We start from the raw sequence: 26,742 nt of genomic DNA on the forward strand, positions 1-26,742 counted from the left end.
GGTGCCAGCGTCACGTGTCCGGCAACCGCGCACCAGGGCTGCCAACTCCTGGGAGCAGCGCTCCCACCCCGGCGTCGACCGGCTGCGGCATGATCGGGATGTGGATCGAACCGAGCTGGCCGCGTTGCTCCGGCAGGCGCGCGAGCGAGTGCGTCCGGTGGACGTCGGGCTGCCCGCGGGCTCGCGCAGGCAGGTGCCGGGACTGCGGCGCGAGGAGGTCGCCCAGCTCGCTGGCGTCAGCGTGGACTACGTGGTGCGGCTGGAACAGGGGCGCGGTCCCCGTCCGTCCAGCTCGGTGCTGGCCGCGCTGGCCCGCGCGTTGCGGCTCAACGACGAGGACCGCACGCTGCTGTTCCAGCTCGCGGGCGCGGCGCCTCCGCAGGAGGGCCGCATCGACATGGTGGTGCGGCCCAGCGTCTTGCGTCTGCTGGACCGGATGGCAGATCTGCCCGCGCTGGTGCTGTCGGCGAAAGCCGATCTGCTGGCCTGGAATCCGATGGCGACCGCGCTGCTCGGCGATTTCTCCATGTGGCCGCCCGCCCAGCGCAACATCATCTGGCAGCGTTTCCTCGGCACCGAACCCGGGCGGGTGATGATGACACCCGCCGAGGCCGACAATGCCGCGGCGTTCTCGGTCGCCAGCCTGCGCAGCGCCCGCGCGCGCTACCCCGACGATCCCGGCCTCCTACGCCTGGTCTCCGAACTGCGCGCCCGCAGTCCACGATTCGAGCAACTGTGGAACGCACGGCGGTCGGGGCAGTGGCGCAGCGCGACCAAGACGATCGATCACCCGGACCTGGGCTCGTTGCGGCTGGACTGCGACACCCTGCTCGTGCCGGACACCGACCAAGCCGTCGTCGTCTATTCGGCGGCGCCCGGCAGCCGGGAAGCGTCGGCCCTGGAGTTGCTCCGGGTGACCGGTGCCCAGCGGTTCACGGTGACGGAGCCCAACGGCTAGCCACCGCCTTACGATGACAGCGTGCGCGACGATCCCTACTGGAATCACAACACCCGCTACCACTCCTGGCTGTTGAAGCAGGTGCCACTCTCCGCGCGCACCGCCCTCGACATCGGCTGCGGGTACGGGCTGCTGGCGGGCAAACTGGCCGGACGCGGGCTGGCGGTCACCGGGATCGACGTCGACCCGGACATCATCGCGGCAGCCCCCGCCACGACGGGCGTGTCGCTCGAACAGGCCGACTTCCTCGACTACGCGGGCTCTTTCGATGTCGTCACCACCGTGGCCACGCTGCATCATGTTTCGCTGCGGGCGGGGATCACGGCACTGCGCGACCTGGTCGCGCCCGGCGGCGTGCTCGCCGTGGTCGGGTTGTGGAAGATGACGCCGCGCACGGACTTCCACTACTTCCCGCTGGTGCCGCTCATCCGGGCGATGGACCTCGCGCACCGCGTCTCCTGGCCGAGTGCGCGAACGCGCGACCCCGTGGACGGATACGCCGAGATCCGCTCCGCCGCAGCGGAACTCCTGCCCGGAGCGCGCATGCGGCGGCGGCTCATGTGGCGCTACACACTGCTGTGGCACAAACCCGCGTGATCGTCCATCGCGAGGACGCACCCCGCTAGAGTCGTGGGCATGCCGCCGCTTCGGGAGCACAGACCGCGAAAGGCCATCCGCACGCTGCCCGACCACGCCGTGCCGACGCCGCCGCTACTACCCGGCGAGGAGGTGGACGTACGGCACGCAGGCGCGGCGTGACCACCCGCGCACTCGGCGGAGTCGTCTTCGACGCCGCCGCCGTCGTCGCGTTCGCCAACCGCGCCAACTACGCCCAAGCGGTCGTCTGGGCGACGGTCGACGCGGGAAACACCATCGTCGTTCCGAGCACCGTTCTCGCGGCGGCGCGCACGCACATTCCGGCCGATCGGCTCGACATCCTGGCCGTGCTGGTCGGCCTGCCGCACACCGTCGTCCCATCGTTCGACCGCACCGTGAGCCCGCCGCTCACTCCACTCGGCGGCGCGGCCCCCGCCGACGCCCTCGTCGCCGCGGGCCATGTCACCCGCGAGGCGGTCGCCCGCACTTGGCCCTGCCTGACCAGCCGCCCGAGACGGCTCAGGCAGATCGATCCGCGCGTCATCATCGATCCGCTGCCGTGACTCGCGTCCGGCGGATCAGCGCAGCAACGCGATGACCGGGGCGAACTTCTCCATGCTGTCCTCGAGGACGGTGATGTAGGTGATGCCGTAGCGATCGCGCCGATCGCGCAGGCGGTCGGCCATCTCCTCGGGAGTGCCCATGAGCAGGATCGGATGTTCCTCCGGGGAGTCGGCGACGTCGGGCGGCAGCGCCGGACCGAAGACCTCCAGCACGCTCGCGCGCTCCTCGGGCGGCACCACCCGCTGCACGAGGATGTTGAACTCGACCTTGTCCAGCCGCGGACCGAGCAGATCCCGCACATAGACGACGCGCTCCTCGATCTCGTCGAGCCCGGCCATCTGCAGTGGTCCGCCATTGCGCGCGGCCGCCGCGCCCGTGAAGGCGATGATGTCGGCGTGCCGCGCGGCGACGGCGAGCAAGCGATCACCCCATCCGCCGATGAGCACGGGCGGTCCCGACGGCTGTGCGGGTTGCGGCTGATACTCCGGATCGGCGAACAGGCCGCGCAATGTGACCACCGTCTGTTCCAGGTGCTCGACGCGCTTGCTCCCGCTTTCGAAGGGGATGCCCGCGGCCTCGAATTCCGCCTGCACGTAGCCAGCGCCGAGCCCGAGTTCGACCCGCCCGTCGGTGAACTGGTCGGCACCGGCCACGTCGCGGGCCAGCAGGACGGGGTTGTAGAACGCGGTGTTGAGCACGAAGGTGTTCAACCGCACCCGCTCGGTCGCCTCGGCGGCCAGGATCATCGCGGGGAACGGCGCGGGCAGGCCGAGATGGTCGGCGACACCCACCACGTCGAAGCCGAGTTCCTCTGCTCGACGGCACTTTTCGATCCAATTCGACCTGGACTCGGGGACCACCATGTTGACACCGAACCGGAAGGGGCGCTGCGCAGTCACGTGTCCTGTCTAGCGAACCGGGCCGGACCGCCGTACTTCGGGGCCGATTCAGCACTGGGCGAGCGCACCCGCGGCCACCACGATGCCGAGCAGCGCGACGACAGCGGCGACCACCGGTACCGGCCTGCGCAGCGCCCGACGGACCGGGCCGGGAGCGTTGCGCGCTGCGGCGTTCGCGCGCGGGGATCGACGGGCGAACCAGCGCCGCGTCATGGCGACCGTGGTGATGATCAACGTCGCGATCAGCATGCCCGCCCCCTCAGACGCGTACGGCGCGCGGCGCGACCGCCCGGGAGGTGGACTTGCCTCGCGGTGGTTCGACGATCCCGTGCTGCAGCAAGCTTTCGGCGGTGTCCAGCACGGTTTCCCGTACCGGGCGCATGGTCCAGCCGAGTTCGCGCCGGGCTTTCGCGGCGCTGAGCGACTCGGTGCGCCCCAGGGCCGGCAGGGTCAGCCGGACGCCCTTGTCGAAGATCGCTACGCCGCGCACCAGCCAATTCGGCAACTGTCTGGTCGGCACCCGGAATCCGCGCGGCCCGAATTCCTCGGTGAGGATGCGCGCCATTTCCCCCATCCACAGGTGCTCGCCCGCGCAGATATAGCGGTTGCCTGCGGCCTCCGGTGTTTCCAGCGCGAGCCGATGCGCCACGGCGAGATCGCGCACGTCGACCGGCGCCCAGCCGACGCGGGGCGTGCCGGGCACGTCCCCGGCGAGCAGTCTCCGTATGGGCTCGTGCGAGGTGCTCGTCGTGGTGGACAGCACCGGCCCCAGCACCATTCCCGGGTTGACGACGACCAGTTCGAATCGCTCGCCCGCCGGAAGCCGTGCGACGAAATCCCAGGCCGCCCGCTCGGCCAGCGTCTTGCTCTTCTGATAGGCCGGGCTGCGCTCGACCACCGTCCAGTCGGCCTCGGTGCGCAGAACGTCCTGGGTGTGCCCGGCGACGATCGCCGCGATCGAGGAGGTGAGCACCACCCGGCGGACGGTGCCCGCGGCGGCGCAGGCGCGCAGCACGCGCAGCGTTCCTTCGACCGCCGTGTCGATGAGTTCTCGCTCGTCGTCGGGCGGGGTGGTGGGGAACGGCGAGGCGACGTGCAGCACCGCGGCGCTACCCGCGACGGCGGCTGCCCAGCCGTCGTCGCCGTTCAGGTCGGCTTGCGCGAACTCCAGTTCGCCCCCGGTTCGCCGGGCCAGTTCGACCAGGTGTGCCCGTTTGCCGGTGTCGGCGAGGTCGCGAACCGTCGCGCGCACGGCGTAGCCATGCTCCAGCAATTCGGCGATGACGTGACCGGCGACGAAACCCGTTGCGCCGGTGACCGATACCCGTGTGCTCATTTCTTCATCCGTCTCGTGAAGTGGTTGGCATGTGGGGTCCAGTGACGAGAAAAGTCACGCTAAGCAATCTCTGACACGCCTGTGACTCACAAGATGGATTGCACAGCAATGCGTTTCGGCTTGACCGATGCAGTGCTCTACCCAAATCCGTGAAAAGTCGCGCTAAGGATTTACCGCAGATAATGGCCTATTATCTGTGGTAGCCTCGATCGCGAACAGGCGCTACACCCCGCGTCGAGCGGGGCGACTCCGCAAATTATCTGCGGTAGTGCCGATCGGGTTCTGGCGACGTGGGCGGAAGGGATGATCGTGGGACAGGTGCGGGCGCTGCCGGTGCGGGGTGTGCGGCTGGGGGATGCGGTGGCCAACTACCTTGCGACGATCCCGAGCACCAACACCCGCCGCGGTTACGCGATTGCCCTCAATCAGCTTGTACGTGATTTCGGTGCTGATTCCGATGTGGGTCTGCTGGAGGCCGAGCGGGTCGGCGGCTGGTTCATTTTCAAGTGGGGTAGCCGCTCGGCGCAGACGTTCAACGTACGCCTCGCTTCGTTGCGTGGGGCGTGCGAGTACTGGCGCAAGCAGCAGTGGCTGGTTGGTGATCCGCTGGTTCGGTTGGTGCCGCGGAAGGTGCCGCCGGATCACTCGCGGGCGATGGTCCGTGACGAGGTTGCCCGGCTGCTGACGAAGGATGTGCCGCTGCGGGAGCGGGTGCTGTGGACCATGCTGTACGAGACGGCCGCCCGCGCTGATGAACTGCTGCTGCTCGACATCCCGGACCTGGACATGGCGAACCGATGCGGCACGGTCACCCGCAAGGGAGGGGCCAGGGATGTGGTCGCCTGGCAGACTGGCACCGCGCGTCTGTTGCCGAGGCTGCTGGCAGGGCGGAAGAAGGGACCGGTTTTCCTGACTGACCGCAAGGCGAAACCCGGTGTGGCCGTGGGCGATATCGACCCGTCCACCTTGCGTGGGCGGTTGTCGTACCGGCGGGCGGCCGAGTTGTTCGAGCATCACACCGGCGACTTCGGCCGCGGACCGTTCACGCTGCATCAGCTGCGTCATTCGAAGCTCACGCACGCCGCCGAGGATGGGGCGTCGACGCCGATGCTGATGCGAATGAGCGGACATACCTCGGTGCGGTCTCTGGGTAAGTACTCCCGGCCATCCGTGGAGGCGCTGATTCGGTGGCAGGCCCAGACCGACCCCGCCGCCCGGCGGCGGCGCTGAGCGGTTCGGGCCCCGAGTTCGGCTGCGGTCAGTGGCGGTCGTCGAGCAACAGGATCGGCTCCGGCATATCCCGCAGATTGGATGGGAACGCCCGCGCCCGCGAGACGTCGACCACTCATGTGCGGCAAGTGATTCACGAACTCAACGAGAAAGAGTTCGCCCCTGACCCGTGAGAGCAGATTGCGGTCATGTCTCTATCTCGATGTTGTCGATGTCGAGTGCGACGAGGATCGGATGAGGGAGAGTTCGGCCGCCGGGTCCTTGCGGGAACACCCGTCGGCGTGCGGGGAAGACGAGTCCCGCGAAGCGTTGGTGGTCGCTGCAGTAGTGGGCTGCGTGTGCCCACCGGCCGATTGGGTGGGCAATGTAGTCGTGTCGGCGGATCAGGCCGGCAGCGTCGATGTAGAAGGTTTGGTGTCGGGAGTGGGTGTGGAGGTCCGGCGGGAAGTCGACCTCGAGGCGCCACCACCGCTGTCCTGCCTCCTGCCAGGTATCGCCTTCGGTGATGGCGACTCCTTCCCGCGTCAGAAGCAGGGGTGTCGAGAGGTAGTTCCAGAATGCGTATCCGGCGAAGTACGCGGCGTCGAGTGCGTCCCAGCGGAGGTTGCGACGCAGGCCGCTGAACCCGGCGAAGGCGGCGCGGGCATTGCGCCGGGCACTGATCAAGCCGCCATCGCGGGTCTCGATCCGTACGGCGCCTCCATCGAATACCGCTTGCTGGTCGGTTCGCGGGAAGCCGCGAAAGACGGCGCGCTGGTGCGCCAATTGCACCCGCACGCTCACCTCGGCCATCCGGTTTCCGGGAAAGCGTGAGCGCAGGAGACCGCCGAATCGCCCGTGAGCGGTCAGGGCAGTTACGGCCCGCCACCGTTCGAGGCCGCCGTGGGCGGTGAGGACCTCGTCGAGCAGCCCGGCTGCTTCTGGTGTTCGCTCGTTCATGTCTGTGCCCCGGCCAGCACCGTGGTGACGACGCTCGGATCGCCGTGGACGCTCGCCCAGGAGAGTGCTTGGTCGAGGGTGATCGCACCGGTGGCCAGCCCCAGGACCGCCTCCGGCTCCGCTTCGAGAATCGTGTCGGGGCGCTGGTCGGGCTGAACGATCACATGGGGACCATGGTTGTCGATCCGCAAGGTCATGAACAGACCGGCTACCTCGATGCCCAGCTCGGCCGACGGCTCTGCTGTCTTTCCGCGGAGCAGCGCTTCGAGTGCGACCGCCAGCCAGCGAGGCTGAAAAGTATCGCCGCCTCGGCCGCTGGTCATCAGCGGGAAGCTCCAGCGGACGAGCGCCTCGATCGTTTCACGCAACTCCTCACCCCACGGTGTCAGGGCGTACACGACACCGCTGATCCGGCCCGGACGCCGCTCGACCACCCCGGAGGACTCCAAGCTCCGGAGGCGGTCGGCGAGCAGGTTGGTGGCTATCCCGCCCAGCGAGGCCGCGAGTTCGCCGTAGCGCCGCGGGCCGGGCAGGAGCTCGCGGACGATCAGCAGGCTCCAGCGATCGCCCACGACATCGAGCGCGCGCGCCAGACCACAGAACTGTCCGTAGGAGCGCACCGACTTCTGCTTGACTTCTTCCATAAGAATTGATTTTATCAAGCAACATCCGATGTGTCTCACGAAAGGGCTCACCATGCCGGTCTCCGGTCCCGCCGCGCCGGTCTCGGCGGCGCTCGCCGCTCTGCGTGCCGCTGGGGAAAGCGGCGATGCTGATGTGGTCGCCGAGGTGTTGGCGCCCGACGTCGTCTTTCACTCTCCGATGACGATGCGGCTACGGTTCGAGGGCAGGCAGGAGGTCGTGGCGCTGCACCGCGACATCTTCGCTGTCCTGGACGACCTCATCACCAGCGAACCGCTCGCGGTCGGTGACACGGGATCGTTCTCGTTCCGTGCGCGCGTTCGCGGCGTGGAACTCGAGGCCATGAATCTGGTGCGCTGCAACGAACAGGGACAGATCGTTGATTACACGGTCTTCGTCCGTGCGCTGCCAGGGCTGGCGACGCTGTTCGCGGCGCTCCCGCCGCGGGTGTCGGCCAGGCGCCGTGGACGCCTGAAGGGCATGCTCGCGGCGAGCCTCGCACGGCCTCTCGCCTTCGCGATACGTACCGCCGACCGTTTTGTACCCGCATTCCTCTAACCCACACCGTTGCCTGAAGCGAGCAGGATCCGAGGAGGTCCGTATATGACGACCCAGCAGCCCGCCGGTGTACGCCCTTCGTGGGTGGACGACGAGTTGTTTCCCTTCGAGAGTCGCTTCGTGGAGCTGGACGGGCACGTCGTTCACTACGTCGATGAGGGTTCGGGACCGACCCTGCTGATGTTGCACGGCAATCCGACGTGGTCTTTCGTATACCGCCAGGTCATCGTCTCCCTGCGGGATCGGTTCCGTTGCATCGCCCTCGACTATCCAGGGTTCGGTTTGTCGGTTGCAGCACCCGGCTACCGGTACCTGCCCGAGGAGCATGCCGCCGTGGTCGGTTCTTTCCTCGACCGCTTGGGTCTGTCGCAGGCGACACTGGTTGCACACGACTGGGGAGGCCCGATCGGTTTGCACGTGGCCGAGCAGCAGCCAGACAAGTTCGAACGCCTCGTCCTGGCCAACACATGGGCGTGGCCGATGAACGGCGACCTGCGTGCCGAACTGGCCTCCCGCCTCATGGGAGGACCGGCCGGACGCGAGCTCATCAGGCGGTTCAATCTGTTCGTTAACGCCCTTATTCCTGCGGGACACAAGCGTAGGAAGCCATTCCCAACCGAAATGGCTCATTACCGCGAGGCCCTGCCCACGCCGGAACGCCGCCAAGCCAGCGCTGTCCTTGCGGGCGCCATCATCGGCAGTCGCACGTTTCTCACCGGCGTCGCTGACCGCCTGAGGATCCTCGAGCAACTCCCCACGCTCATCCTGTGGGCCGACGCCGACATCGCCTTTGGCGATAAGGAGCGTGAACGCTGGGAGGCGATGCTTCCCAACCACACCACCGCACTGCTCCACGGAGTCGGTCACTTCCTGCAATCGGACGCACCACAAGAGTTGAGCGAAGCGATCCGGGCCTGGTGGACCAAGCCCGAACACGACCCGCTCACTTCCGCTGAGAAGTTGTTACAGCCTGGAGGTTCTTGCGAGTAGCCGTCGCGGACACTGTGATTCGAGGTGGATTGATCGATGTGGATCTTTCCCAGCTCGTGGAGACGAGTGTCGTGGCCACCGGTGAGACGGGTCCCGTCCGGCAGGGTGATGGTGTAGTTCAGTCGTCCTCGTCCGTAGCGTCTGGATCACGTAGTGGTCGATGGCGGCCGCCGAAATCCGGCAGGTGGAAGCTGTAGTGGCCTTCGAGCCGGATGTGTTTGCGGACGAACGCCGACAGGCGGGCGGCGTCCTCGTCGCGGACCGGATAGTTCTGGGCACGCAGCTCGTCGAGCGCACGGTCCAGGTACACCGAATTCCACAGCACGATGCAGTTCAAAATGAGGCCCAGCGCCGAGAGCTGGTTCTCCATGCCGTCGAGATAGCCGCGGGTGATCTCGCCCTTGCGGCCGTGGAAGATGGCGCGGCCCAGGTCGTGGCGGCCCTCCTGAAGATTCGACTGCGCCTTGGCCTCGCGCCGGTACGGCTCGTCGTCAGCCATGCGCAGAATGTGCAGGGTCTTGAAGATCCGCCCGTAGTGGGCGATCGCCTGCCCGAGACTGGTCGGGTTTCCGTCCCTGGACACCATCCGCGTTACCTCGTGGCCGGACACCTCGCCGCGGAACATCGACACCGCCACGCGGCACATGTCTTCCCAGTGGGAGGCGATCTTGCCTACGTCGATCTTCCCTCGCGCTGCCCGGTCCAACGGTCCGTAGTCGGCGGCCGGGTCGATGCGCCACAACCTTTGGTCGGGCAGGTTCGCCAGCTGCGGCCGGTACTTGTACCCCAGTAGGTGCGTCAGCCCGAACACGATGTCGGAATACGACCCGGAGTCGGTGACGATGTCTTCAGGCACCTTGCTGCCCTCAGGCTGGCGCAGCAGCACGTCCATGAAGTTCAGCGAGTCCTTCGGGGTGCCGGACACCACGACCGCGTTCAAGCCGGCGGCCTGGTCATTGAGCATGTTCAGCCAGGTTGCGCCCTTCTTACGCCCGAAATATTTAGGATTTGGGCGGGCATGGATGGTGCGCACCGGCACCACGAACCGCATCCCGTCCACGCTGGCGAGGACACCGCCGCCCCACAGCTGCGCCAATGGGACCGCTGCTTGGGCGTTGACCAGAACTGTGTTCGCGGCCGCCATCGTCTCGGTTCGCAGATAATGCTGGTCGACGTGGCGGAGCCGGTCGCGGGTCAGCGCGTCGGAGCCTGGCGAAACCACCGGTGCCAGACCGACATTCATCGCCTGCGAACACAGCACCGCCGCCACCGATACCCCGAGATTCGCCGCCCGCGCGCTGGTCCCGGCGACGTGGGTGAACGACTCGGCGAACTCCGGGCACCAGCTCATTACCTCCAGTACCATCTCCGGCAGATCCACGCGCGGCATCATCGCCGCGACCCGCCGCCGCAGGTCGATCAGGCTGGGCGGATCCGGCAACGCCGCCAATGCGGCCACATGCAGTTTCCCGTCCTCATCCACCGAGGCCGGGGTGTCGTCGCCGAGACGGCCGGCCAGCTCCCGATAGGCGGCGTCCAGGTCCTCCCCGAGATCGGCCAGCAGCTCATGCGGATTGTCCGGCAGCCCGAGCGCGTTCATGCCGCCGCCGCGCGCGGCTTCCCATGCGATCCCCGACAGCAGATGCGACCGCGGGTCACGCCACTTCGACGAGTGCTCGGCGAAGATGTTGCGGTACTTCAGATGCCGGTGGAACTGCTCGAGCAGGCACAATGTGTACGCGGCCCGGTCCACCGTCTCTTCCGGCCGCTCGCCCGGGTACACCAGCCGCGACCAGCCCCCGCCCACCAGGTCGTGATCGACCTGCCGCGCGTCCAGCCACCGCGCCGGAATGTTGCGACCGCGTTGCGACGCAATCAGGTCCGCCAATTCCCGCATCGCCTTCAGCACCGGCACGCCGTCACCGACGGCGTCGAATTCGATGTGCCGCATCATCGCCGGCAGGAACACTCGCACCGTGGCGAACCGGCCCGCCAGCTCCTCGAGCCGCTGGGTGTCGAACTCCGGATCCGCTTGCGGCACCAGCTCATCGATCACCGCGACCGCCGCCCGCAGCTCCGCCTTGGACACGGTGTTCTCGATCAGATCCCACACCAGCTGCAACGACAGCTCCGGCTCGGCCTCGGTCATCTCCAGCAGCACCCGCACCGCCCGCGCCAGCTTGCCGGCGTTCTTGCTCATCCGCGGGTACCGACGCAGCTTCTCCTCCTTCGATTGACGCTCCGCCTTGGCCATCAGGTTCGTCACAATCAGCAGGTCGAACAACTCGAGCACGTCGTCGACCGCCTTGGCCCGCAACGTGAACACAGTCGCGGTCAACAGCGCCAGCAGCCGCTCCCGCTGGGGCCGCATCCGCCGCAGATGTGCGGTCTTGCCGGTCAACCCGTGCGACGCCAAAACGATCAGCCGACGCGCCGACACCTGCGAGAGGTCCACCGACTCCGGGATCACCGCGGTCAGATCCCGCACCCGCGCCAGCGCATTGCGCATCCCCGTCGACGACGGCGCGAACGCACCCTTGCGCAGCCGCTCCAGCTCCACATACTTGCGGCGGTTCTCCTCCCGGGTGTCCAGCAGCCCAAGCAGCACCCCGGACTGCCCGGCGGTCAGCTGGCCGGCCAGGTGCGCCCACAGCCGCTGATCAGCGGCCTGCTTACACTCGGCGACCAGCCGCTCCAGCGTCGTGACGCCGGGTAGCAGCGCGCCCTTCTCCCGCAGCCACCGCACCGCGCCCGCGGCGAGGACCCGGGGGCCGTCGCCGGTCATCCACGCCTGATCAGCCACCCACGCCGACAGCTCGCCCTCGATTTTGGCGAACTCGACCAGTCCATGCTTGCCGATGATCTCGGCCTGATGGTCGTACCGGGTCTGCTTGCGGTCGGTGTACGCCTTTACACACAACGGATCGTCGATGCCCAGCTGCTCGGCCAAGTAGTCGATCAGATCGGCGGGCACGTCCAGCGGATCCGGCAAGAACATCCCCAGGTACCGGACCGTCACCAGCTGGACGGCGAAGCCCAAGCGATTACTGTCGCGACGGCGCTGAGCGATCAGCTCATGGTCCTGGTCGTCGAGATGGAAAAACCGTTCCAGCTCAACCCGCGTCAGAACTCCGAACTGGCCGTACCCCGGCGTCGCACCCTCATCCCGCACAGCCGCTCATGAAACCACCCCCACCGCAACAACACTCACCAATCGGCCGAATCGGTCGATCCGACCCCACCGGACAGGCTTAGCGCGACTTTTCGCGCCACTGGACCCCACTTGCCTGGTTGCGCCGCACTCATCTGAGCGACGCTCAGATAATCTAAGCACCGCATAGTTAGGTTGTCCAGGACACGTCGCATACGCTCGGACGGTGACGCGGACCAGTTACCACCACGGCGCCCTGCGCGACGCGCTGCTGGCCGCCTGCCTGCGTTTGATCGAAACCGAAGGGCTCGCCGCGGTCAGCCTGCGCCGGGTGGCTCGCGAGGCAGGCGTGAGCACCGCGGCGCCGTACCACCACTTCCCCGACCGAGCCGCGCTGCTGGCAACACTGTCCACCCAGGGTTTCCAGATGCTCGGAGCGCAACTGGCGGCCGCCCGCGCCGAGGCGGAAACGCCCATGGCCGCCCTGCCCGCGCTGGCGAACACCTATGTGCGGTTCTCCCGTGAGCAACCGGCCTACTTCCGCCTGATGTTCCGGCCCGAACTCTCCCAGCCCGACAAGCATCCCGACACCATGGCAGCCGGCGACGCGGCTTTCGGAGTGCTGGCCGACGCGATCACGGAGTGCGTTCGCGCGGGCGCGCTGCCCGCCGACAAAGCCGACACACTGGCCGTCATGTTCTGGGGACTCGGCCACGGCCTGGCCTCGCTGTGGCTGGACGGACAGCTGGAGAAGCGCGCGGGACAGTTCGGCACCACCGGCTCGGCGTTGGTGGACGACGTGATGCGGACCTTCGCGACATTGATCGAACCCGGCGCGCCGCCGCTGCCCTAGAGTGAACGCCAGACGTTTGCTCCTCCGATGCTCCCCACACCGATCCGAAAGGACGACACGGATGACCGCGCAGCTGGATCCGACGGTGCAGGAGTTCGTCGACGCGCTCAACGCCAATGATCAAGACCGGTTCTACGCGGTGCTCACCGACGACGCCACCATGTCCGACGACGGTGTGGAGCGCAACCTCGCCCAGTGGACCGAAGCGGAGATCTTCGACAGCAATGCCCGCATGCAAGTCGAGTCGGTCGGCGACGACGGCACCGAACTGGTCGCCGACTACACCAATACACGCTGGGGCTCGATGCGAACCACCTGGCGATTCGTCCTGCGCGAAGGCAAGGTGAGCCGTTTCGAGACCGGGCAGGCGTGAATGCCCTTGCCAGTTTGCCGTCCGCGTTGACATCCTGACCTTCGTGTTCGTCGCGCCGCGTTACGGTACGGGTTCCCTGGCCGACCTGTTCCCCTCCGTCCTCGCCGGTCTCGGCGTGCCCGGCGAGGCGGACCGCCTCGGGCTGGAGCTCGACGCCGACCAGGTCTGCGTCCTGCTGGTGGACGGGCTCGGCTACCACGATCTGGTCGCGAATCCCGCTGCGGCGCCCTTCCTGTCCGGTCTCGCGCCGACCTCGCTCACGGCCGGTTTCCCGACGACGACGGCCACCAGCCTGGCCTCGCTCGGGGTGGGTGTTCCTCCCGGCGAGCACGGCATCGTCGGCTATCTGTTCCACGTCCCCGGCTACGACTCGCTGTTCACTCCGCTGTCCTGGCGGCTGCACGGCGTACCGAAGTCCGATCTGCGGAAGGAACTCGCTCCGACGGAGTTCCAGCCGCGCACAACGGTTTTCCAGCGCGCCGCCGCCGACGGCATCGCCGTCGCACAGGTGTCGCCGCGCGATCAGGCGGGATCGGGACTGACCGAGGCGGTTCTGCGCGGCTGCGAGTTCCGTCCCCAGCTGTCGTTCGGCGATCTCGTCGCCAATGTGAGCGAGGCGCTGCGCGCCGGTCCACGCTCCCTGGTCTACACCTACCACGGCGATCTCGACCTCACCGGACACGTGCGCGGACCCGCCTCGCGATCCTGGGAGTTGGAACTCGCGCATGCCGACCAGCTCGCCGCCGCGCTCGCCGAGGAGTTGCCCGCCGGAGCGGCGCTGCTGGTGACCGCCGATCACGGCATGGTGCTGCTGGACGACCGTATCGATTTCGACACCACTCCCGTGTTGCAAGAGGGTGTCCGGGCACTCGGCGGTGAAGCCCGCGCCCGGCACGTCTACACCGAGCCGGGCGCCGAACCCGATGTCGCGGCAGCCTGGCAGGCTACTCTCGGCGCGGACTTCGAGGTGCTCGGCAAAGCGGAAGCCGTGAGCCGAGGCTGGTTCGGGCCCACCGTGGACCCCGCGATCGCCCAGCGCATCGGCGATCTGGTCGTGGTCGCCCACGGGCGGCGCGGCGTCATCCGGACCGGCGCGGAACCGCTGCAGTCCCGGCTGGTCGGTCACCACGGTTCGCTCACCCCCGCGGAGATCGACGTCCCGCTGTGCGTCTTTCGCGCCTAGCCCCTGTCGTGGTGAACATACGCCCGGGAGCGCTCTAGTCTGGAGTCCGATCGCGGCGGGCAGCGCCGCCGAACCTCAGGAGGAGTCCCATGAACGCCACGCTGTCACGGACCGGCCGAACCGGCCTCGGGATCGCGATGGTCGCCATGGCGCTCGCGGGCTGCACCGACATCGAACGCGCGCTCAACCGCGGCGGCGACACCCCGTGCAGCGAGTACATCAAGCAGGACCAGGACACCAAGCGCACGACGATCACCAAGTTCGTCAAGCAACAGAGCAAGGACGACCGCGAGCCGGCGGGGACCGTGGTGGACGCGACGATGGTCTCGGTCGACTTGCTGTGCGGCGCCCAGGCCAATGCCGACACCCCGATCAAGAACGCCGACGTCGCAGGCATTTTCATCCGGAAGTGACCGCTCAGCGCGGCGGATGGGCGGCAAGCCAGTCCGCCGCGCGCTTACGCGAGGCCCGGGCCAGCCAGGCGTCCTGGATGACCTCGGTGAGTTCCCGACGGCTCAGTTCGCCGAGTTCGGCCGCGCGCACCAGGACCGACGGATGTCCGTCGAAATGCGGCGTGGTGAAGAACGGCGAGTCCGGGTCCTGGACCAGCGCCTGTTTGTCCGACTCCGACGGCACCCAGATCACGATCACATCGGCATAGCGCTCGCCGGTCGCCGGGTCGACCGCGTCCGGACGCGGGTTGCGGAAGAACACGAACGATTTGCCCCCGACCTGGTAGATCGGGTTGCCGCGTGGTCCGTCGACGCGCGTCACGTGGGGCATGCCCGAGGCCACTGCGTGCACGTCGGCGAGCCGTGCACGTGGAGTACCGGTCGCCATGCCAGCAGCTTATGGCGTGACCGGCCGGTAGGGCTCGAACAGTTCGCCACCGTCACCGGCGTCCGCCAGAATGAGAGTGCGATTACGAGCTCACACGACGATGGGTCTTCCACGTGGCGCGGTTCCGCACCCTCACGCAACAGCGGGTCGAACTGGAAAGAGAATGGGAGCGTTGGGCGACGGCTCCGCGGGCGACACCGGAGCCACGGAACACCGTCCTGCGCAACGAAGTAGCGCAATCATGGCGGCGGTCGTTGCACACCGTCGATCCGGGCACCACCGGCGCGCCGGGAGTGGACGACATCGGCGACCGCTGGGCCGCTTCCCCGTTGCGCGATCCGGTGACGGCGCTGGCAGGTGAACTGCGCGCCGTCACCGAGGACTCCGGTTATCTGGCCGTGGTCACCGACAGCGCGGGCACCGTCCTGTGGTCCTGCGGTGACCGCACCCTGCGCAGGCAGGCCGAGCAGGTCAATCTCGCACCCGGCGGCTGCTGGGACGAAAGCCATATGGGCACCAACGGCCTCGCCCTCGCGCTGCACACCGATCGCCCTGCCTCCGTGTTCTCCGCCGAGCACCTGGTCGCCGCCCTGCACGGCTGGGTCTGCTATTCCGCACCGATCCACGGCCCCGACGGCAGGCAGGTCGGCGCGCTGGATCTGTCCAGTACCTGGGACCGTTCCCATCCCGCGGTGCGGACCTCGGTGCGCGCGCTGGTGACGGCGGTGGAGACGATGTTGCGCACGGCCGCGCCCGTGCCCGAGCCGGGAATCCGGCTGGAATGCCTCGGCGCCGCGCGACTGGTGCGCGACGGCGTGCCGCTGCCCCTGCCGCCTCGGCAATTGGAGATCCTCGCGCTGCTGGCGCTCCAGCCGGACGGCTTCTCCCCGGAGCAATTGCACGCCGCCCTCTACGGCGACCGCGCGGTTTCCATCAGCACGCTGAAAGCCGACGTCTCGCACCTGCGCCGCGCGATCGGCGGCGAGATCAGCAATCGCCGTTATGCCCTCACCGGTCCGGTGTCCTGCGACGCCGTCGACCTGCTCGCCGCCGTCACCGCGGGCGACACCACCTCGGCGGTCTGGCTGTACCGGGGGCCGCTGCTGCCCGGATCGGAAGCGCCCGCCGTGCTGCAGTGGCGTGATCATCTCGACGTGGGTGTGCGCACCGCCGTGCTCGCCGGGGACCGCGCCGAGCACGCGGTGGCGTTCGGCGAACGCGTGCCCCGTGACATCGCGGTGCACGAGCACGCGCTGCGGTTGCTGCCGCCTGACGACGTGCGCCGCCCCCTGGTCGCGGCTCGGCTGCATACCGCGTTGCGCGACTGAGATTTTCCCACCAACCTCGCACCAACCTCGGCGGACCATAGTGGGTCGGTCCGAGATATCTGCGAGGAATCATGAGCTACACCAGACCGGGGGCCGGACTCCGGCATCGCCGACTACCCGATGCCCGGCTCCGTCGCCCACGCGGTACGGCGGCGCACCGAACGCATCGGGTGGACATCACCGACCGCGCCAGGGCCGTGCTGCGCCACGTGATCGACCAGCACGGGGCCGTGCTGCTGCACCAATCCGGCGGACACCACGACAGCGGCTCGCCGCGCTGCCTGCCCATCCGGGAGTCCCGGATCGGCGGTGAGGACGTTCTGCTGGGCAGCCTTCCCTGGCACACCGAATTGTGGATCAGCGGGGAGCAATACGAGCACTTGAAGCACGCCCACCTCACCGTGGACGTGGCCGACGAGCCCGGCGGCGGCCCCTCGGACGCACTCGAGGACATGCGTTTCGTCATCAGATCACGGCTGCTCACCGACGAAGAAGCAGCGGCGCTGGCGGCGGGCGGGCCGCCGCGCACCGGAGCCGACCGGTTGGCGTGACCCCTGCACGACCGAACCGGCGGGTCGTCCGTCCGGGTGGGCACGACCACCCGGACGGACGTCGTGTCTCAGCGCCCGGGCAGGAAACGCAGACTCCGGGCCACCGTCATCAGGAACGGCTGCCACTTGCCCTTGGGGAACAGTTTCGGCGCGTCGAGGTTCATGAAACGGGTGACTACGATCGACTGCGGCTCGGTGAATTTGAGCAGGCCGTCCGGCCCGTGGCGGCGCCCCACACCGGAGATACCCATACCGCCCATCGGCGCCCCGGTGGTGCCCCATGCCGGCGCGTAGCCCTCGTCCACACAGACCGTGCCCGCGTGCAGCCGCGCCGCGATCCGCTCGCCTTCGGACTTGCTTCCCGCCCACACCGAGGCGTTGAGACCGTAGGCGGTGTCATTGGCCAGGCGCACGGCCTCCTCGACATCGTCGACCGGATAGATCGACACCAGCGGTCCGAAGGTTTCGTCGCGGCCGCATTCCATCTCGTCGGTCACTTCGGCGAGGACGGTCGGCTCGAAGAACAGCGGACCCAGATCCGGGCGGGCCTTTCCGCCGGTGAGGACCTTCGCTCCCTTGGAGGTGGCGTCCGCGACGTGCTTGGACACCGTCTCCAGTTGCGCTTCGGAGATGAGGCTGCCGATGTCGGTCGAATAATCGTAGGCGGCACCGAGTCTGGCGGCGTTCGTGGCGGCGACGAATTTTTCGGTGAACGCCGCGGCGACCTGCCGCTCGACATAGAGCCGCTCGATCGAGATGCACAACTGCCCGGCGTTGGAGAAGCAGGCGCGCACGGCCGCCCGCGCGGCCTTGTCCAGGTCGGCGCCGGCGGCCACGATCATCGGATTCTTCCCGCCGAGTTCGGCGGAGAAGCCGATCAGCCTGCGGCCGCACTGTTCGGCCAGGGTGCGGCCGGTCGCCGACGACCCGGTGAACATCAGGTAGTCGCAGGCCTCGACGATCGCGGTGCCGACAACGCCGCCCGGCCCGGGGACGACCGCGAGCAGCTCCCGGGGCAGACCGGCCCGGTAGAGCAATTCCGCACCGGCCAGCGTGGAGAACGGAGTCTGGCTGTCGGGTTTGACCACCACGGCGTTACCCGCGATGAGCGCCGGTATGGAATCGCCGATCGACAGCAGCAGCGGGTAGTTCCACGGAGCGATGACGCCGACCACGCCTTTGGGCTGGTACCGCACGGAGGCGCGGTTGAGCACCGGAAAGGCGCCCGGTACTCGGTGGCCGCCCAGCAGGCTCGGTGCGATCCTGGCGAAATAGCGGGCCGCGAACATCAGGCCCATGATCTCTTCCTGGGCCGCCCAGCGCGCTTTGCCGGTCTCGGCCTGCACGACGTCCATCAGGAATTCACGGTGCTCCACCACCAGCGCGCGGTAACGATCCAGCACGGCGGCGCGTTCGGCCACCGGCTTGGCCGCCCAGCTCCGCTGCGCGGCCCTGGCCTTCTCGAAGGCGGCGGCGACATCAGCTGCCGTGCCGACCGGCACGCTGCCGAGCGGCTTTCCGGTGAAGGTCTCGGCGATCGTCCTGCGCTGACGATCTGCGGGCGCCTCGATCGCGGCCAGCGCGCTGAGGCGGTCGAATACATCGGCTTCCGGCGCGGGCATCGTTGCCTCCTACTTGTGAGTAACCGAGGGATACGGACAATCTACGCCGCGTTCGAGGCGCCCTGAACCGGTCACGGGAGGATTTCGGGGCGTATCGGGCCACGGCCGACCGCTCAGGTGAGCCGCGCCGGACGCCATCACCTCCCAGTTATGTGCTCCGGCAATAATTTTCGGTAGAGCGCCGCCGAATCATGAGGACGTGTGTCACGTCAACTCCAGTCCCGCTCACCGGGACAGGACGCCCGGATCGCCGGGTTCGTGGATTACGTTGTGCCGATGTTCAGAGCGAGGCTCGGGGTCCGCACCCGGATTCTGGCGATCGCGCTCATTCCGAGCCTGACTCTGCTTGTCGTCGGCGTGGGCGCTGCGAGCTATCTGGTCGCGGAAGGAACCAAAGCCAAGGACTGGGCCGCTGAGAATCAGAAAGCCATTCCCTCGACCAGGGAATTGATGGAGGCGGTCCAGCAGGAACGCTACTTGACGCTCGCACAGCTGAGCGGCGACCCCACGGCGGCGGTACCACTCGGCGCCGCGCGGATGCGACTGGACGGTGCGCTGCGCGGCTTGGTCCAGGCCTCCGAGGGCCTCCGCGACATCGACGACTCCAAGCTCGGCGACAACGTCGCCAACTTCACCACCCTCACGCAGAACATGACCGCCGTGCGTTCCGGCGTCGACGCCGCAGCGCTGCCGCCCTCGGACGCGTACATGTTCTTCAACCGCCTGCTCGACGTGATCTCCGTCGGCACCAAAGTCGCCGAGCAGACCGCCCCGTACACCGAAATCGGCGTGCGGATCGCCACCGGCATGCGCCTGTTCAACGCTACCGAGGCGATGGCGCGCAGCAACGCGCTCGGCGGCCTGTACGTCGACGGCGCCACCGCGCCACCGGCCATTCCCGCCGAGGAGTACGTCCGTCAGGTCGGCTTCTACCACACCGAGATCGCCGCGCTCAGCGCCGAACTGCAGGGCGCCGAACAGCACCAACTGCAGACGCTGACCGCGAGCCCGGCCTGGCAGCAGCTCTCCGCGATGGAGAACGCCATCGCCCAGCGCGCCGTGACTCCTGCCGCGCCGACCGGCTCGAGCACATCCGGCAGCGGTACACGTTCATCGAGTCCGCCGCCGCTGCCACTGAACACGCAGGAATGGCGCAGCGCCGCCGCCGAGGTCAACCGCGGCCTGATGGACGCCTGGACCGGGCACAACCGGGCATCGCAGAAACTCGCGGAGGACAAGGCGGCCGCGGCGGCGACCAGATCCGCGTTCGCGGGCGGCGGCGTGCTGGTGGTCAGCGTGCTGGCGTTTCTCATCGCCGTGGTGATCGCCAATCGGGTCATTCGCCGGTTGAAGCGGCTGCGCGGTCAAACGCTGGCCCTGGCCGATGAGCGGCTGCCGGAGATGATGCGCAGGCTGCGCGACGGAGAGACCGTCGATCCCGCGGTCGAATCCCCGAACCTGGACTACGGCAGCGACGAGATCGGCCAGGTGGCCAAGGCTTTCCAGCACGCGCATTCCGCGGCCGTCTCCGCGGCGGTCGCCGAATCTCGTACCAGGGAGGGCGTCAAAGCGGTGTTCCTGAACATCGCGCACCGCAGCCAGATCGTCGTGCACCGGCAACTGGAGATCCTCGACGAAGCCGAGCAGCGGCAGGAGGACCCGATCCTGCTCGACACCTTGTTCCGCCTCGATCATCTCGCGACCAGGGAGCGGCGCAACGCCGAGAACCTCACCATCCTCGGCGGCGGCAAGCCGGGCAGGCAGTGGCGCAACCCCGTGCCGCTGGTCGACTTGGTGCGCAGCGCCGTCGGTGAGACCCTCGACTACGCGCGGGTCCGGGTGGCGCGGCTGCCCGAGGTCCGCGTACTCGGCACGGTGGTCGCCGACCTCATCCACCTGCTCGCGGAGCTGGTGGACAACGCGACCTCCTTCTCCCCGCCGCAGTCGCGGGTCGAGGTGACCGGCAACGTGGTCGGCAAGGGCGTGGTGGTCGAGATCGGCGATCAGGGCATGGGCATGTCCGAAGCCGAGCTGACCAAGATGAACGAGATGCTGCGCAACCCGCCGGATTTCGGCGTGGCGGCGTTGTCGGCGGACTCCCGGCTCGGGCTGTTCGTGGTCGCGCAGCTGGCTACGCGCCACGGCATCGCGGTGCGGCTGTCGGACTCCGACTACGGCGGTATCAAGGCCATCGTGCTCATTCCGACCGCGCTGATCGCGACGGATTCCGTCGCACCGCAGACACCGGCGGAACTCACCGATCCCGGCAGCCGACGCAAACTCGTCGCCGGTGCCGCGGTCGCGGCGGATACCGGGACGTTCGCGCAGTCGGCATCGCCGGTGGCGACCCTTTCCGCCGAACCGGCCGCACCCCCGCGCTACGGACCGCGCCCGTATACCGAGGCGCCGACGCAAGCGGGTCCGGACGGCCGTCCGGCGTTGCCCCGCCGGAGCCGCCAGACCAACCTCGCACCGCAACTGGCGCAGCCGGTCCAGGAGCAGGCCGCACCCGCGCAGCCACCCCGCTCCGCCGAGCAAGCCCGCGATCTGATGTCCGCCATCGAGAACGGGACCAGGCAGGGCCGTCGCGCTGCCATCTCCGACGAACAGGAAGGCTAGGTGTGTCCGCTTCTCCCGCAGGTGATCTCAATTGGCTGCTCGACGATCTCGTCGACCGGCTGGCCGGCGTCCGCCACGCGGTGGTGCTGTCCACCGACGGGCTGCTGCTGGGCCGCTCCAGCGGAATGAACCGCGAGGACGCCGAACACTTCGGCGCGATGTCCTCGGCGCTCTACGGGCTGGCGCGCAGCGCGGGCAACCGATTCGACGGCGGCGGGGTCCGCCAGGCGGTCATCGAACTGGACCGCGCGGTGCTGTTCGTGACCTCCGCGGGCGACAACGCCTGCCTGGCACTGCAGGCCGCCGAATCGGCCAATCTCGGCATGGTGGCCTACGAGATGAATCTGACCGTCCAGCGCGTAGGCAACTACCTGTCCACAACTCCGCGCCAAGACCTCGTCGGACATGTCGAATAGCGACCGCCATGACCAATCCGCGTGAGCCCTGGTTCGACGAGGCGGCCGGTCCGCTGGTGCGTCCCTACGCGCTCACGCGCGGGCGCACCAGCGGCGCCGGACCCGAACTGGATATGCTCACCACCGTGGTCGCGGACACCTCCGCGGCCGCACTGCGACGCAGTGAACCCGAGTACGCCGAAATCCTTCGCCTGTCCCGGGTCTCGCAGACCGTCGCCGAACTCTCCGCACAGTTGCGTTTGCCGCTGGCGGTGACGAAGATCCTCGTCGGTGACCTGATCGGCGACGGGCAACTGATCTTCCGCGCTCCCGTTCCGACGGAGGCCGGACCCGATGACCTCAACATATTGCGAGCGGTACTGGATGGAATCCGAAAACTTTGACCCGAGCGGCACACCGCAACTGGCCGCCTCGGTCAAGATCCTCGTCGCCGGCGGGTTCGGCGTCGGCAAGACCACGATGGTCTCCGCGATCAGCGAAGTCGCGCCACTGCGCACCGAAGAACTGATCACCGAGGTGAGCACCGGCATCGACGATCTGTCGGGCGTCGAGCAGAAGTCCACGACCACGGTCGCCTTGGACTTCGGCAGGCTCACCATCGACCGTGAGCTGGTGCTCTACCTGTTCGGCACGCCCGGCCAGGATCGGTTCTGGTTCCTGTGGGACGAACTAGCGCGCGGCGCGCTCGGCGCGGTCGTGCTGGCCGACACCCGCAGACTGGGCAACTCCTTCGCCGCCGTGGACTTCTTCGAGCGGCGTGGTCTGCCGTTCATGGTGGGCGTCAACTGCTTCGACGGCGCACCGCGATACACCATCGACGAAGTGCGTGACGCCCTCGACCTCGACACGGTGACCCCCGTCATGCTCTGCGACGCCCGCGACCGCAGCTCTTGCAAAGACGTCCTGCTCACCCTCGTCGAGCATCTGATCCAGCGGGCACAGCGCGCACACGCCACCACCTGATCGCGCCGCGTGTTCACACGCGGTGCACTCCCTCGGCGACTGAAACCCCGAGAGTTCCGGGCTCACACCTGCCGCAGCCAGGCGACGAACAGCAGCGCGCCACCGGCGACGAGCACGACCGCCGCCGGAGCGGGCCACCGTGGCCCGTTCCGGCCGAGCAAACCGCGGGTCAGCCGCAATTGGAACGCGCCGAGCCCGGCCAGGGCCAGCAACCACACCGGCAGCAACCCGACACCGAGCGCCGCGTGCACCGCCCACGCCCCCGCCAATGTCGGGCCACCCCAAGAATCTTCGAGATCATCACTCGCGACGAGCGGATAGCAGACTCCGCGGAACGCGCCCAGGGCCGCGAGGAACGCCAGGAACCACGTCACCAGGCCCACCCTACCACTGAGCACCGAGTGCGACACCGACCGGAGAGCCGAGAATTTATGCGGCAGAACGGATTCGCCGAGCATTCGCCGCGGCACGCGCAATCGGGTGGGAATTCGCCGCGCCGCCAGGGGCAGCGCCCGGAGTGCGTAGGCTGCGTAGCGCAGAAGCGGCCGAAACCAGGACATATCGCCGACGGTAGCGCTGTTCGGCCCGCGATTCACCGCAGCAGACCCGCGTGCACCAGATCGTCGAACAGCAGCTGATCCACGGGGGGGACGAGGGCGCGATCGGCATAGGAGAACCACGCGACCTCTTCGATCTCGCTACTGGCGGCCAGCGTTCCACGATAATCCGCGGTGTAGCAACTCATCCGCACCAGCGCGCCGTCCGTCGGGCCGTGCACCGCCTCGTAGGTGCCGACATGCGCTGCGGTCTCCGGCAGCAGGGCGACGGTGAGTTCCTCCTCGATCTCGCGCAGCAGTGTCTGCAGGTCGGTTTCAGCGCCCTCGCGCTTGCCGCCCGGGATATAGAAGACGCCTTTGCCGCGCGGTCTGGCGCAGAGAATGCATCCCTCCTCGATGCGCACCCACGCCACCGTGTCGATCAGTTGCCGCACTCGCCCGTCCGCCACCGCCGCAGCCTATCGCCGCGCGGCGGTGAACGCGGAACCGGCCGCACCCGCCTCAGCGCGATGGCAGGAGGGAAGGATCCTTGGCGCCGGGGCCGAGAACGGGGCGCAGGTCGCGTGGGGCGATGTGCTCACCACACTCGGAGCACACCGGTTCGACGGTCGCGAGGTTCCCGCACGTGGTGTGTACGGTCTGCACCGGCGGGCCGTCCGGGGCGGCCCATTCGTCGCCCCACTGACGCATCGCGGTGACGACAAGCCACAGCGAACGGCCTTTCGGGGTGAGCCGGTAGTCGTAGCGAACCGGATTGTCCTGGTAGGGCTCTCTGGTCAGTACCCCATGCTCGATCAGATGCTCGAGACGCTGGGTGAGCACGTTGCGGGCGATGCCGAGACGGGCGTGGAAGTCGTCGAAGCGCGTCACGCCGAACAGAGCGTCGCGCACGATCAGCAGCGTCCACCACTCTCCGACCACCTCGAGGCACTGGGCCAGCGAGCAGTTCATGTCCTCGAAGCTCGTCCTGCGCATATCCGTCAGCATAGTCGGTTGCTTCATAGAACTCACTCGCTTATGGTGCGTTGCATGAAACAACTCACTAAGCGGACACTCGCCGAGGAGTTCACGCTCACCGAGACCGGCACCGCTGGGTGGCAGGCGCGCGTCGACCGGTCCTGGCGCGGCTGGACCGGCCCGCACGGCGGCGTGATCGCGGCACTGCTCATCGAGGTGGCTCGCGCGGCCGCCGCGGAACCGCTGCCGGTGCGGGCCGTGGACCTCCGGTTCCTGGGGCGCCCCACAGACGAAGTGCTCACCTTCCACGCGACCGCACGCGCCGTCGGCCGCAGCACCGTCGTGGTGGAGGTGGGCGCCGACCAGGACGGCAGCCCGATCGCCGGGGCGTCCGTCACGCTCGGTCGCGCCATGGCGTCGGGCGTCGCGGATTACGCAGGCGCGCCCGCGCCGCGAGTGCCCGATCCCGATTCCTGTGCGTACTTCGCCCTCCCGCCCGAAATCGTTCCGGTGGGCGTGCATTTCGACATCCGTCCGGCAGCCGGGCCGCTGCCGCTGACCGGTGCGGACGAACCGATGATGTGCGCGTGGATCGAACTCGTCCCCGAGTTGCCCACCGATGCCGCGGCCCTCGCGATCCTCGCCGATGCCCTGCCGCCCGCCGTCTTTCCCACACTGCGCGCGCCCGTCGCGATTCCCACCGTGGCGTTGTCGATGCACCTGCACGACGTGCCGACCGAGGGCTCGCCGGTGCTGGTGCGCACGGTGAACGCCTCGACCGGCGGCGGCTGGTCGGTGGACGACACCTCGATCTGGGATCGAAGCGGTCTGCTGCTCGCCTCGGCCCGCCAGACCCGCCGCGTGCTCGGCTGAACGGAGACGATCGTGCATTCTTCATCCACGCCGCCCAACCGGGCCACCGACTACCGGGTCGTGCTCGCCGTCGTCTCCCTCGGCGTCCTGTTGTCGAGCCTGGACCTGTTCATCGTCAACGTCGCCCTGCCGGACATGGCCGCCGACCTCGGCGGAGCGCAGATCTCGGGACTGTCCTGGGTACTCAACGCCTACGCGATCGTGTTCGCCGCGCTGCTGGTCCCGGCGGGACGACTGGGCGACCGTCGCAGCATCCGGACCACCTTCCTGCTCGGGCTGGTGGTCTTCGTCGTCGGATCGGCACTGTGCGCCACCGCCTGGGACGTCGGGTCGCTGGTGCTGTTCCGCGTGCTCCAGGCCGTCGGCGGCGCGCTGCTGACGCCCGCCTCGCTCGGCTTGGTGCTCGCGGCCAGCCCCCCATCGCGCCGCGCCGCCGCCGTGCGGCTGTGGGTCGCCTTCGGCGGGCTCGGCGCGGCGCTCGGCCCGGTCCTCGGCGGCCTTCTCGTCGAATTCGGCTGGCGCTGGGTATTTCTGGTGAATGTGCCGATCGGTCTGGCCGCCGTGGTGGTCGGACTGCGGACGCTGCCCGATCCCGAGGGCGACGGCGGGCGGCTGCCCGACCTGCTTGGTGCGGCGTTGCTGGTCGGGGCCATCGCGAGCCTGGTGCTCGGCCTGGTCAAGGGCGAGGGCTGGGGCTGGTCGTCGGCGCGGGTGCTGGTCGCGTTCGCGCTGGCGGCGATCCTGGCGGTGGCGTTCGTCGTCTCCTCGGCCCGGCACCACAGCCCGGTGGTGGATCCGGCGCTGCTGCGCGCGCCCAACTTCGCCTGGATGACCGGCAACGCGGTGTTGTTCAACGTGGCCTTCGGCGCGATGCTGCTGTCGGTGGTGCTGTGGGCGCAGAACGTCTGGGATTGGTCGGCGTTGCGCACCGGACTGGCCATCGCGCCGGGCCCGCTGATGGTGCCGGTGGTCGCCGCCCTGGCGGGACGGCTGATCGGCCGGATCGGGGCCGGGCCGGTCATCGCCGCGGGCGGGATCGTGTTCGGCGCGGGCATGCTGTGGTGGGCGCGGGCGGTCACCCTGACGCCCGACTATGTCGGTGGCTTGCTCGGCGGCATGGTGGTCAGCGGCATCGGCGTCGGCCTCACCCTGCCGACCGCCTTCGCCGCGGGCACCGGCGGACTGCCGCCGCAGCGGTTCGCCACCGGATCGGCCGTGCTGAGCATGGCGCGCCAGCTCGGTCTCGCCGTCGGCGTCGCGGGCCTGGTCGCGGTGCTCGGCTCACCTACAAGCCCGGAGGCGACACTCGACGCGTTCCGGCACGGGTGGTACGCGACGGCCGTGGTCGCGGTCCTCGCGGGCTTGGTCGGCGCGACCGCGCGTATTACGAAACCCACTGTCGCACAACCAGAATCGGCTATCGAGTCGGCCGTCGCCTGATCCGGGTCCAAGCCCATGGCCCGTGCGTGACACTCCGCTCGACAGCGCCGATTCGACAGCGCGGGTCGCGCCGCCATTGCTCGGCGATCCGCGGCCGCACTTTCCGGATCCATCGCGGCGCTGTCCGTAGTGGTTGTCATCGGCCGATTCGTGACCGCACACTTGGTCGATCCCTGGTCGACGTCCGAACAGCACCGGACGCCGACCAGGGTCCCACGCGACGGGCGGTTCAGCGGCTGGGCGCTGAAATCGCCGGACCACGAGCGGCAGGATCGGCACCAGTAGCCCGTTTCGGTCGGCACA

30 protein-coding genes are annotated in these 26,742 nt (G+C 68.5%); 19 read left to right on the top strand and 11 right to left on the bottom strand.

Features of this window, described 5'->3' with window-relative positions; all coding sequences use genetic code 11:
• The first annotated feature begins 1 nt into the window (after position 1).
• Genes AB0L97_RS08045 through AB0L97_RS08060 form a run of 4 tightly spaced genes read left to right on the top strand, consistent with a single transcriptional unit; the run spans position 2 to position 2,118 of the window.
• On the top strand, positions 2 to 958 hold the full coding sequence (locus AB0L97_RS08045; protein ID WP_364426305.1) for a helix-turn-helix transcriptional regulator: 957 nt from the start codon (positions 2 to 4) through the stop codon (positions 956 to 958).
• 21 nt (positions 959 to 979) lie between these two features.
• Complete coding sequence (locus AB0L97_RS08050) at positions 980 to 1,555, top strand: class I SAM-dependent methyltransferase (RefSeq protein WP_364426308.1); 576 nt, start codon at positions 980 to 982, stop codon at positions 1,553 to 1,555.
• 39 nt (positions 1,556 to 1,594) lie between these two features.
• On the top strand, positions 1,595 to 1,717 hold the full coding sequence (locus tag AB0L97_RS08055; protein ID WP_355073936.1) for a hypothetical protein: 123 nt from the start codon (positions 1,595 to 1,597) through the stop codon (positions 1,715 to 1,717).
• Complete coding sequence (locus AB0L97_RS08060; protein ID WP_364426312.1) at positions 1,714 to 2,118, top strand: hypothetical protein; 405 nt, start codon at positions 1,714 to 1,716, stop codon at positions 2,116 to 2,118. Before AB0L97_RS08055 ends, AB0L97_RS08060 begins: the two co-directional genes overlap by 4 nt.
• 15 nt (positions 2,119 to 2,133) lie before the next feature.
• Here AB0L97_RS08060 and AB0L97_RS08065 read toward each other — a convergent pair whose 3' ends face one another.
• From AB0L97_RS08065 to AB0L97_RS08075, 3 genes are read right to left on the bottom strand one after another with little or no spacing between them, the layout of a single operon-like run.
• Positions 2,134 to 3,018 (bottom strand): LLM class F420-dependent oxidoreductase, encoded by an 885-nt coding sequence (locus AB0L97_RS08065; protein WP_364426315.1) that lies wholly within the window; start codon positions 3,016 to 3,018, stop codon positions 2,134 to 2,136.
• Between the two features lie 48 nt (positions 3,019 to 3,066).
• Complete coding sequence (locus AB0L97_RS08070; protein WP_364426318.1) at positions 3,067 to 3,267, bottom strand: hypothetical protein; 201 nt, start codon at positions 3,265 to 3,267, stop codon at positions 3,067 to 3,069.
• Positions 3,268 to 3,277: 10 nt separating this feature from the next.
• Positions 3,278 to 4,354: an aldehyde reductase gene (locus tag AB0L97_RS08075; protein ID WP_364426321.1), complete on the bottom strand. Its 1,077-nt coding sequence runs from the start codon at positions 4,352 to 4,354 to the stop codon at positions 3,278 to 3,280.
• 318 nt (positions 4,355 to 4,672) lie between these two features.
• Between AB0L97_RS08075 and AB0L97_RS08080 the strand changes: the two genes are divergently transcribed.
• A complete protein-coding gene (locus AB0L97_RS08080; RefSeq protein WP_364426324.1) occupies positions 4,673 to 5,584 on the top strand; it encodes a site-specific integrase in 912 nt (303 codons plus the stop codon).
• 186 nt (positions 5,585 to 5,770) lie between these two features.
• Here AB0L97_RS08080 and AB0L97_RS08085 read toward each other — a convergent pair whose 3' ends face one another.
• Both AB0L97_RS08085 and AB0L97_RS08090 read right to left on the bottom strand, forming a co-directional pair.
• Positions 5,771 to 6,523 (bottom strand): hypothetical protein, encoded by a 753-nt coding sequence (locus AB0L97_RS08085; RefSeq protein ID WP_364426327.1) that lies wholly within the window; start codon positions 6,521 to 6,523, stop codon positions 5,771 to 5,773.
• Entirely contained in the window at positions 6,520 to 7,167 is a 648-nt protein-coding gene (locus tag AB0L97_RS08090) for a helix-turn-helix domain-containing protein (RefSeq protein ID WP_364426330.1), read from the bottom strand. Before AB0L97_RS08090 ends, AB0L97_RS08085 begins: the two co-directional genes overlap by 4 nt.
• Positions 7,168 to 7,195: 28 nt before the next feature.
• Between AB0L97_RS08090 and AB0L97_RS08095 the strand changes: the two genes are divergently transcribed.
• Together AB0L97_RS08095 and AB0L97_RS08100 are read left to right on the top strand one after the other, a co-directional pair.
• Positions 7,196 to 7,723, top strand: coding sequence for a nuclear transport factor 2 family protein (locus AB0L97_RS08095; RefSeq protein ID WP_364426333.1), 528 nt, complete (start codon positions 7,196 to 7,198; stop codon positions 7,721 to 7,723).
• Between the two features lie 45 nt (positions 7,724 to 7,768).
• Complete coding sequence (locus tag AB0L97_RS08100; protein ID WP_364426336.1) at positions 7,769 to 8,713, top strand: alpha/beta fold hydrolase; 945 nt, start codon at positions 7,769 to 7,771, stop codon at positions 8,711 to 8,713.
• 118 nt (positions 8,714 to 8,831) lie between these two features.
• On the opposite strand, the gene AB0L97_RS08105 is transcribed toward AB0L97_RS08100, so the two are convergent.
• On the bottom strand, positions 8,832 to 11,885 hold the full coding sequence (locus tag AB0L97_RS08105) for a Tn3 family transposase (RefSeq protein ID WP_364426339.1): 3,054 nt from the start codon (positions 11,883 to 11,885) through the stop codon (positions 8,832 to 8,834).
• Positions 11,886 to 12,090: 205 nt separating this feature from the next.
• Here AB0L97_RS08105 and AB0L97_RS08110 point away from each other — a divergent pair, with 205 nt between their 5' ends.
• The 4 genes from AB0L97_RS08110 to AB0L97_RS08125 all read left to right on the top strand — a co-directional run bounded on the left by AB0L97_RS08110 (position 12,091) and on the right by AB0L97_RS08125 (position 14,686).
• On the top strand, positions 12,091 to 12,717 hold the full coding sequence (locus AB0L97_RS08110) for a TetR/AcrR family transcriptional regulator (RefSeq protein WP_364426342.1): 627 nt from the start codon (positions 12,091 to 12,093) through the stop codon (positions 12,715 to 12,717).
• A gap of 61 nt (positions 12,718 to 12,778) precedes the next feature.
• Entirely contained in the window at positions 12,779 to 13,090 is a 312-nt protein-coding gene (locus AB0L97_RS08115; protein WP_355073947.1) for a nuclear transport factor 2 family protein, read from the top strand.
• A 43-nt stretch (positions 13,091 to 13,133) separates the two neighbouring features.
• Positions 13,134 to 14,273 (top strand): alkaline phosphatase family protein, encoded by a 1,140-nt coding sequence (locus AB0L97_RS08120; RefSeq protein ID WP_364426345.1) that lies wholly within the window; start codon positions 13,134 to 13,136, stop codon positions 14,271 to 14,273.
• Positions 14,274 to 14,362: 89 nt separating this feature from the next.
• On the top strand, positions 14,363 to 14,686 hold the full coding sequence (locus AB0L97_RS08125) for a hypothetical protein (RefSeq protein ID WP_355073951.1): 324 nt from the start codon (positions 14,363 to 14,365) through the stop codon (positions 14,684 to 14,686).
• Between the two features lie 4 nt (positions 14,687 to 14,690).
• Here AB0L97_RS08125 and AB0L97_RS08130 read toward each other — a convergent pair whose 3' ends face one another.
• Positions 14,691 to 15,113 (bottom strand): MmcQ/YjbR family DNA-binding protein, encoded by a 423-nt coding sequence (locus AB0L97_RS08130; protein ID WP_355073953.1) that lies wholly within the window; start codon positions 15,111 to 15,113, stop codon positions 14,691 to 14,693.
• A gap of 113 nt (positions 15,114 to 15,226) precedes the next feature.
• On the opposite strand from AB0L97_RS08130, the gene AB0L97_RS08135 reads away from it, so the two are divergent.
• Both AB0L97_RS08135 and AB0L97_RS08140 read left to right on the top strand, forming a co-directional pair.
• Positions 15,227 to 16,441 carry a transcriptional regulator gene (locus AB0L97_RS08135; RefSeq protein ID WP_364426350.1) on the top strand — a complete coding sequence of 405 codons (1,215 nt, stop codon included), beginning with the start codon at positions 15,227 to 15,229 and terminating at the stop codon, positions 16,439 to 16,441.
• A gap of 71 nt (positions 16,442 to 16,512) precedes the next feature.
• Entirely contained in the window at positions 16,513 to 16,992 is a 480-nt protein-coding gene (locus AB0L97_RS08140) for a DUF779 domain-containing protein (RefSeq protein ID WP_364426353.1), read from the top strand.
• Positions 16,993 to 17,060: 68 nt separating this feature from the next.
• Here AB0L97_RS08140 and AB0L97_RS08145 read toward each other — a convergent pair whose 3' ends face one another.
• Entirely contained in the window at positions 17,061 to 18,614 is a 1,554-nt protein-coding gene (locus AB0L97_RS08145) for a succinic semialdehyde dehydrogenase (RefSeq protein ID WP_364426356.1), read from the bottom strand.
• Between the two features lie 276 nt (positions 18,615 to 18,890).
• Here AB0L97_RS08145 and AB0L97_RS08150 point away from each other — a divergent pair, with 276 nt between their 5' ends.
• Genes AB0L97_RS08150 through AB0L97_RS08165 form a run of 4 tightly spaced genes read left to right on the top strand, consistent with a single transcriptional unit; the run spans position 18,891 to position 22,612 of the window.
• Positions 18,891 to 21,233 (top strand): nitrate- and nitrite sensing domain-containing protein, encoded by a 2,343-nt coding sequence (locus tag AB0L97_RS08150; protein WP_364426359.1) that lies wholly within the window; start codon positions 18,891 to 18,893, stop codon positions 21,231 to 21,233.
• Between the two features lie 2 nt (positions 21,234 to 21,235).
• Positions 21,236 to 21,649 (top strand): roadblock/LC7 domain-containing protein, encoded by a 414-nt coding sequence (locus tag AB0L97_RS08155; protein ID WP_355073958.1) that lies wholly within the window; start codon positions 21,236 to 21,238, stop codon positions 21,647 to 21,649.
• 8 nt (positions 21,650 to 21,657) lie between these two features.
• Entirely contained in the window at positions 21,658 to 22,032 is a 375-nt protein-coding gene (locus AB0L97_RS08160; protein WP_356964326.1) for a DUF742 domain-containing protein, read from the top strand.
• Complete coding sequence (locus AB0L97_RS08165; protein WP_355074427.1) at positions 22,013 to 22,612, top strand: ATP/GTP-binding protein; 600 nt, start codon at positions 22,013 to 22,015, stop codon at positions 22,610 to 22,612. The genes AB0L97_RS08160 and AB0L97_RS08165 overlap by 20 nt, the downstream gene beginning before the upstream one ends.
• A 62-nt stretch (positions 22,613 to 22,674) precedes the next feature.
• Here the strand turns inward: AB0L97_RS08165 and AB0L97_RS08170 are convergent, their stop codons facing one another.
• From AB0L97_RS08170 to AB0L97_RS08180, 3 genes are all read right to left on the bottom strand, one after another.
• Positions 22,675 to 22,986 (bottom strand): hypothetical protein, encoded by a 312-nt coding sequence (locus tag AB0L97_RS08170; RefSeq protein WP_364426364.1) that lies wholly within the window; start codon positions 22,984 to 22,986, stop codon positions 22,675 to 22,677.
• Positions 22,987 to 23,204: 218 nt separating this feature from the next.
• On the bottom strand, positions 23,205 to 23,618 hold the full coding sequence (locus AB0L97_RS08175) for an NUDIX domain-containing protein (RefSeq protein ID WP_364426367.1): 414 nt from the start codon (positions 23,616 to 23,618) through the stop codon (positions 23,205 to 23,207).
• A gap of 52 nt (positions 23,619 to 23,670) precedes the next feature.
• The gene (locus AB0L97_RS08180; protein WP_364426370.1) at positions 23,671 to 24,144 is read right to left on the bottom strand and encodes a helix-turn-helix domain-containing protein; all 474 of its coding nucleotides are present in this window, start codon (positions 24,142 to 24,144) and stop codon (positions 23,671 to 23,673) included.
• Positions 24,145 to 24,198: 54 nt separating this feature from the next.
• Between AB0L97_RS08180 and AB0L97_RS08185 the strand changes: the two genes are divergently transcribed.
• Together AB0L97_RS08185 and AB0L97_RS08190 are read left to right on the top strand one after the other, a co-directional pair.
• Positions 24,199 to 24,999 (top strand): thioesterase family protein, encoded by an 801-nt coding sequence (locus AB0L97_RS08185; protein WP_364426373.1) that lies wholly within the window; start codon positions 24,199 to 24,201, stop codon positions 24,997 to 24,999.
• Positions 25,000 to 25,011: 12 nt separating this feature from the next.
• Positions 25,012 to 26,439 (top strand): DHA2 family efflux MFS transporter permease subunit, encoded by a 1,428-nt coding sequence (locus tag AB0L97_RS08190; protein WP_364426376.1) that lies wholly within the window; start codon positions 25,012 to 25,014, stop codon positions 26,437 to 26,439.
• Positions 26,440 to 26,742 lie beyond the last annotated feature (303 nt).

Source organism: Nocardia sp. NPDC051911 (assembly GCF_040681035.1).
GTDB classification, from domain to species: Bacteria; Actinomycetota; Actinomycetes; order Mycobacteriales; family Mycobacteriaceae; genus Nocardia; species Nocardia sichangensis.

Bases quoted from the DNA above. Each gene is read 5' to 3' on its own strand.
- AB0L97_RS08055 (WP_355073936.1), top strand. From the start codon at position 1,595: ATGCCGCCGCTTCGGGAGCACAGACCGCGAAAGGCCATCCGCACGCTG.
- AB0L97_RS08070 (WP_364426318.1), bottom strand. From the start codon at position 3,267: ATGCTGATCGCGACGTTGATCATCACCACGGTCGCCATGACGCGGCGC.
- AB0L97_RS08075 (WP_364426321.1), bottom strand. From the start codon at position 4,354: ATGAGCACACGGGTATCGGTCACCGGCGCAACGGGTTTCGTCGCCGGT.
- AB0L97_RS08085 (WP_364426327.1), bottom strand. From the start codon at position 6,523: ATGAACGAGCGAACACCAGAAGCAGCCGGGCTGCTCGACGAGGTCCTC.
- AB0L97_RS08090 (WP_364426330.1), bottom strand. From the start codon at position 7,167: ATGGAAGAAGTCAAGCAGAAGTCGGTGCGCTCCTACGGACAGTTCTGT.
- AB0L97_RS08095 (WP_364426333.1), top strand. From the start codon at position 7,196: ATGTGTCTCACGAAAGGGCTCACCATGCCGGTCTCCGGTCCCGCCGCG.
- AB0L97_RS08100 (WP_364426336.1), top strand. From the start codon at position 7,769: ATGACGACCCAGCAGCCCGCCGGTGTACGCCCTTCGTGGGTGGACGAC.
- AB0L97_RS08115 (WP_355073947.1), top strand. From the start codon at position 12,779: ATGACCGCGCAGCTGGATCCGACGGTGCAGGAGTTCGTCGACGCGCTC.
- AB0L97_RS08125 (WP_355073951.1), top strand. From the start codon at position 14,363: ATGAACGCCACGCTGTCACGGACCGGCCGAACCGGCCTCGGGATCGCG.
- AB0L97_RS08130 (WP_355073953.1), bottom strand. From the start codon at position 15,113: ATGGCGACCGGTACTCCACGTGCACGGCTCGCCGACGTGCACGCAGTG.
- AB0L97_RS08140 (WP_364426353.1), top strand. From the start codon at position 16,513: ATGAGCTACACCAGACCGGGGGCCGGACTCCGGCATCGCCGACTACCC.
- AB0L97_RS08145 (WP_364426356.1), bottom strand. From the start codon at position 18,614: ATGCCCGCGCCGGAAGCCGATGTATTCGACCGCCTCAGCGCGCTGGCC.
- AB0L97_RS08150 (WP_364426359.1), top strand. From the start codon at position 18,891: ATGTTCAGAGCGAGGCTCGGGGTCCGCACCCGGATTCTGGCGATCGCG.
- AB0L97_RS08160 (WP_356964326.1), top strand. From the start codon at position 21,658: ATGACCAATCCGCGTGAGCCCTGGTTCGACGAGGCGGCCGGTCCGCTG.
- AB0L97_RS08165 (WP_355074427.1), top strand. From the start codon at position 22,013: ATGGAATCCGAAAACTTTGACCCGAGCGGCACACCGCAACTGGCCGCC.
- AB0L97_RS08180 (WP_364426370.1), bottom strand. From the start codon at position 24,144: ATGCGCAGGACGAGCTTCGAGGACATGAACTGCTCGCTGGCCCAGTGC.
- AB0L97_RS08185 (WP_364426373.1), top strand. From the start codon at position 24,199: ATGAAACAACTCACTAAGCGGACACTCGCCGAGGAGTTCACGCTCACC.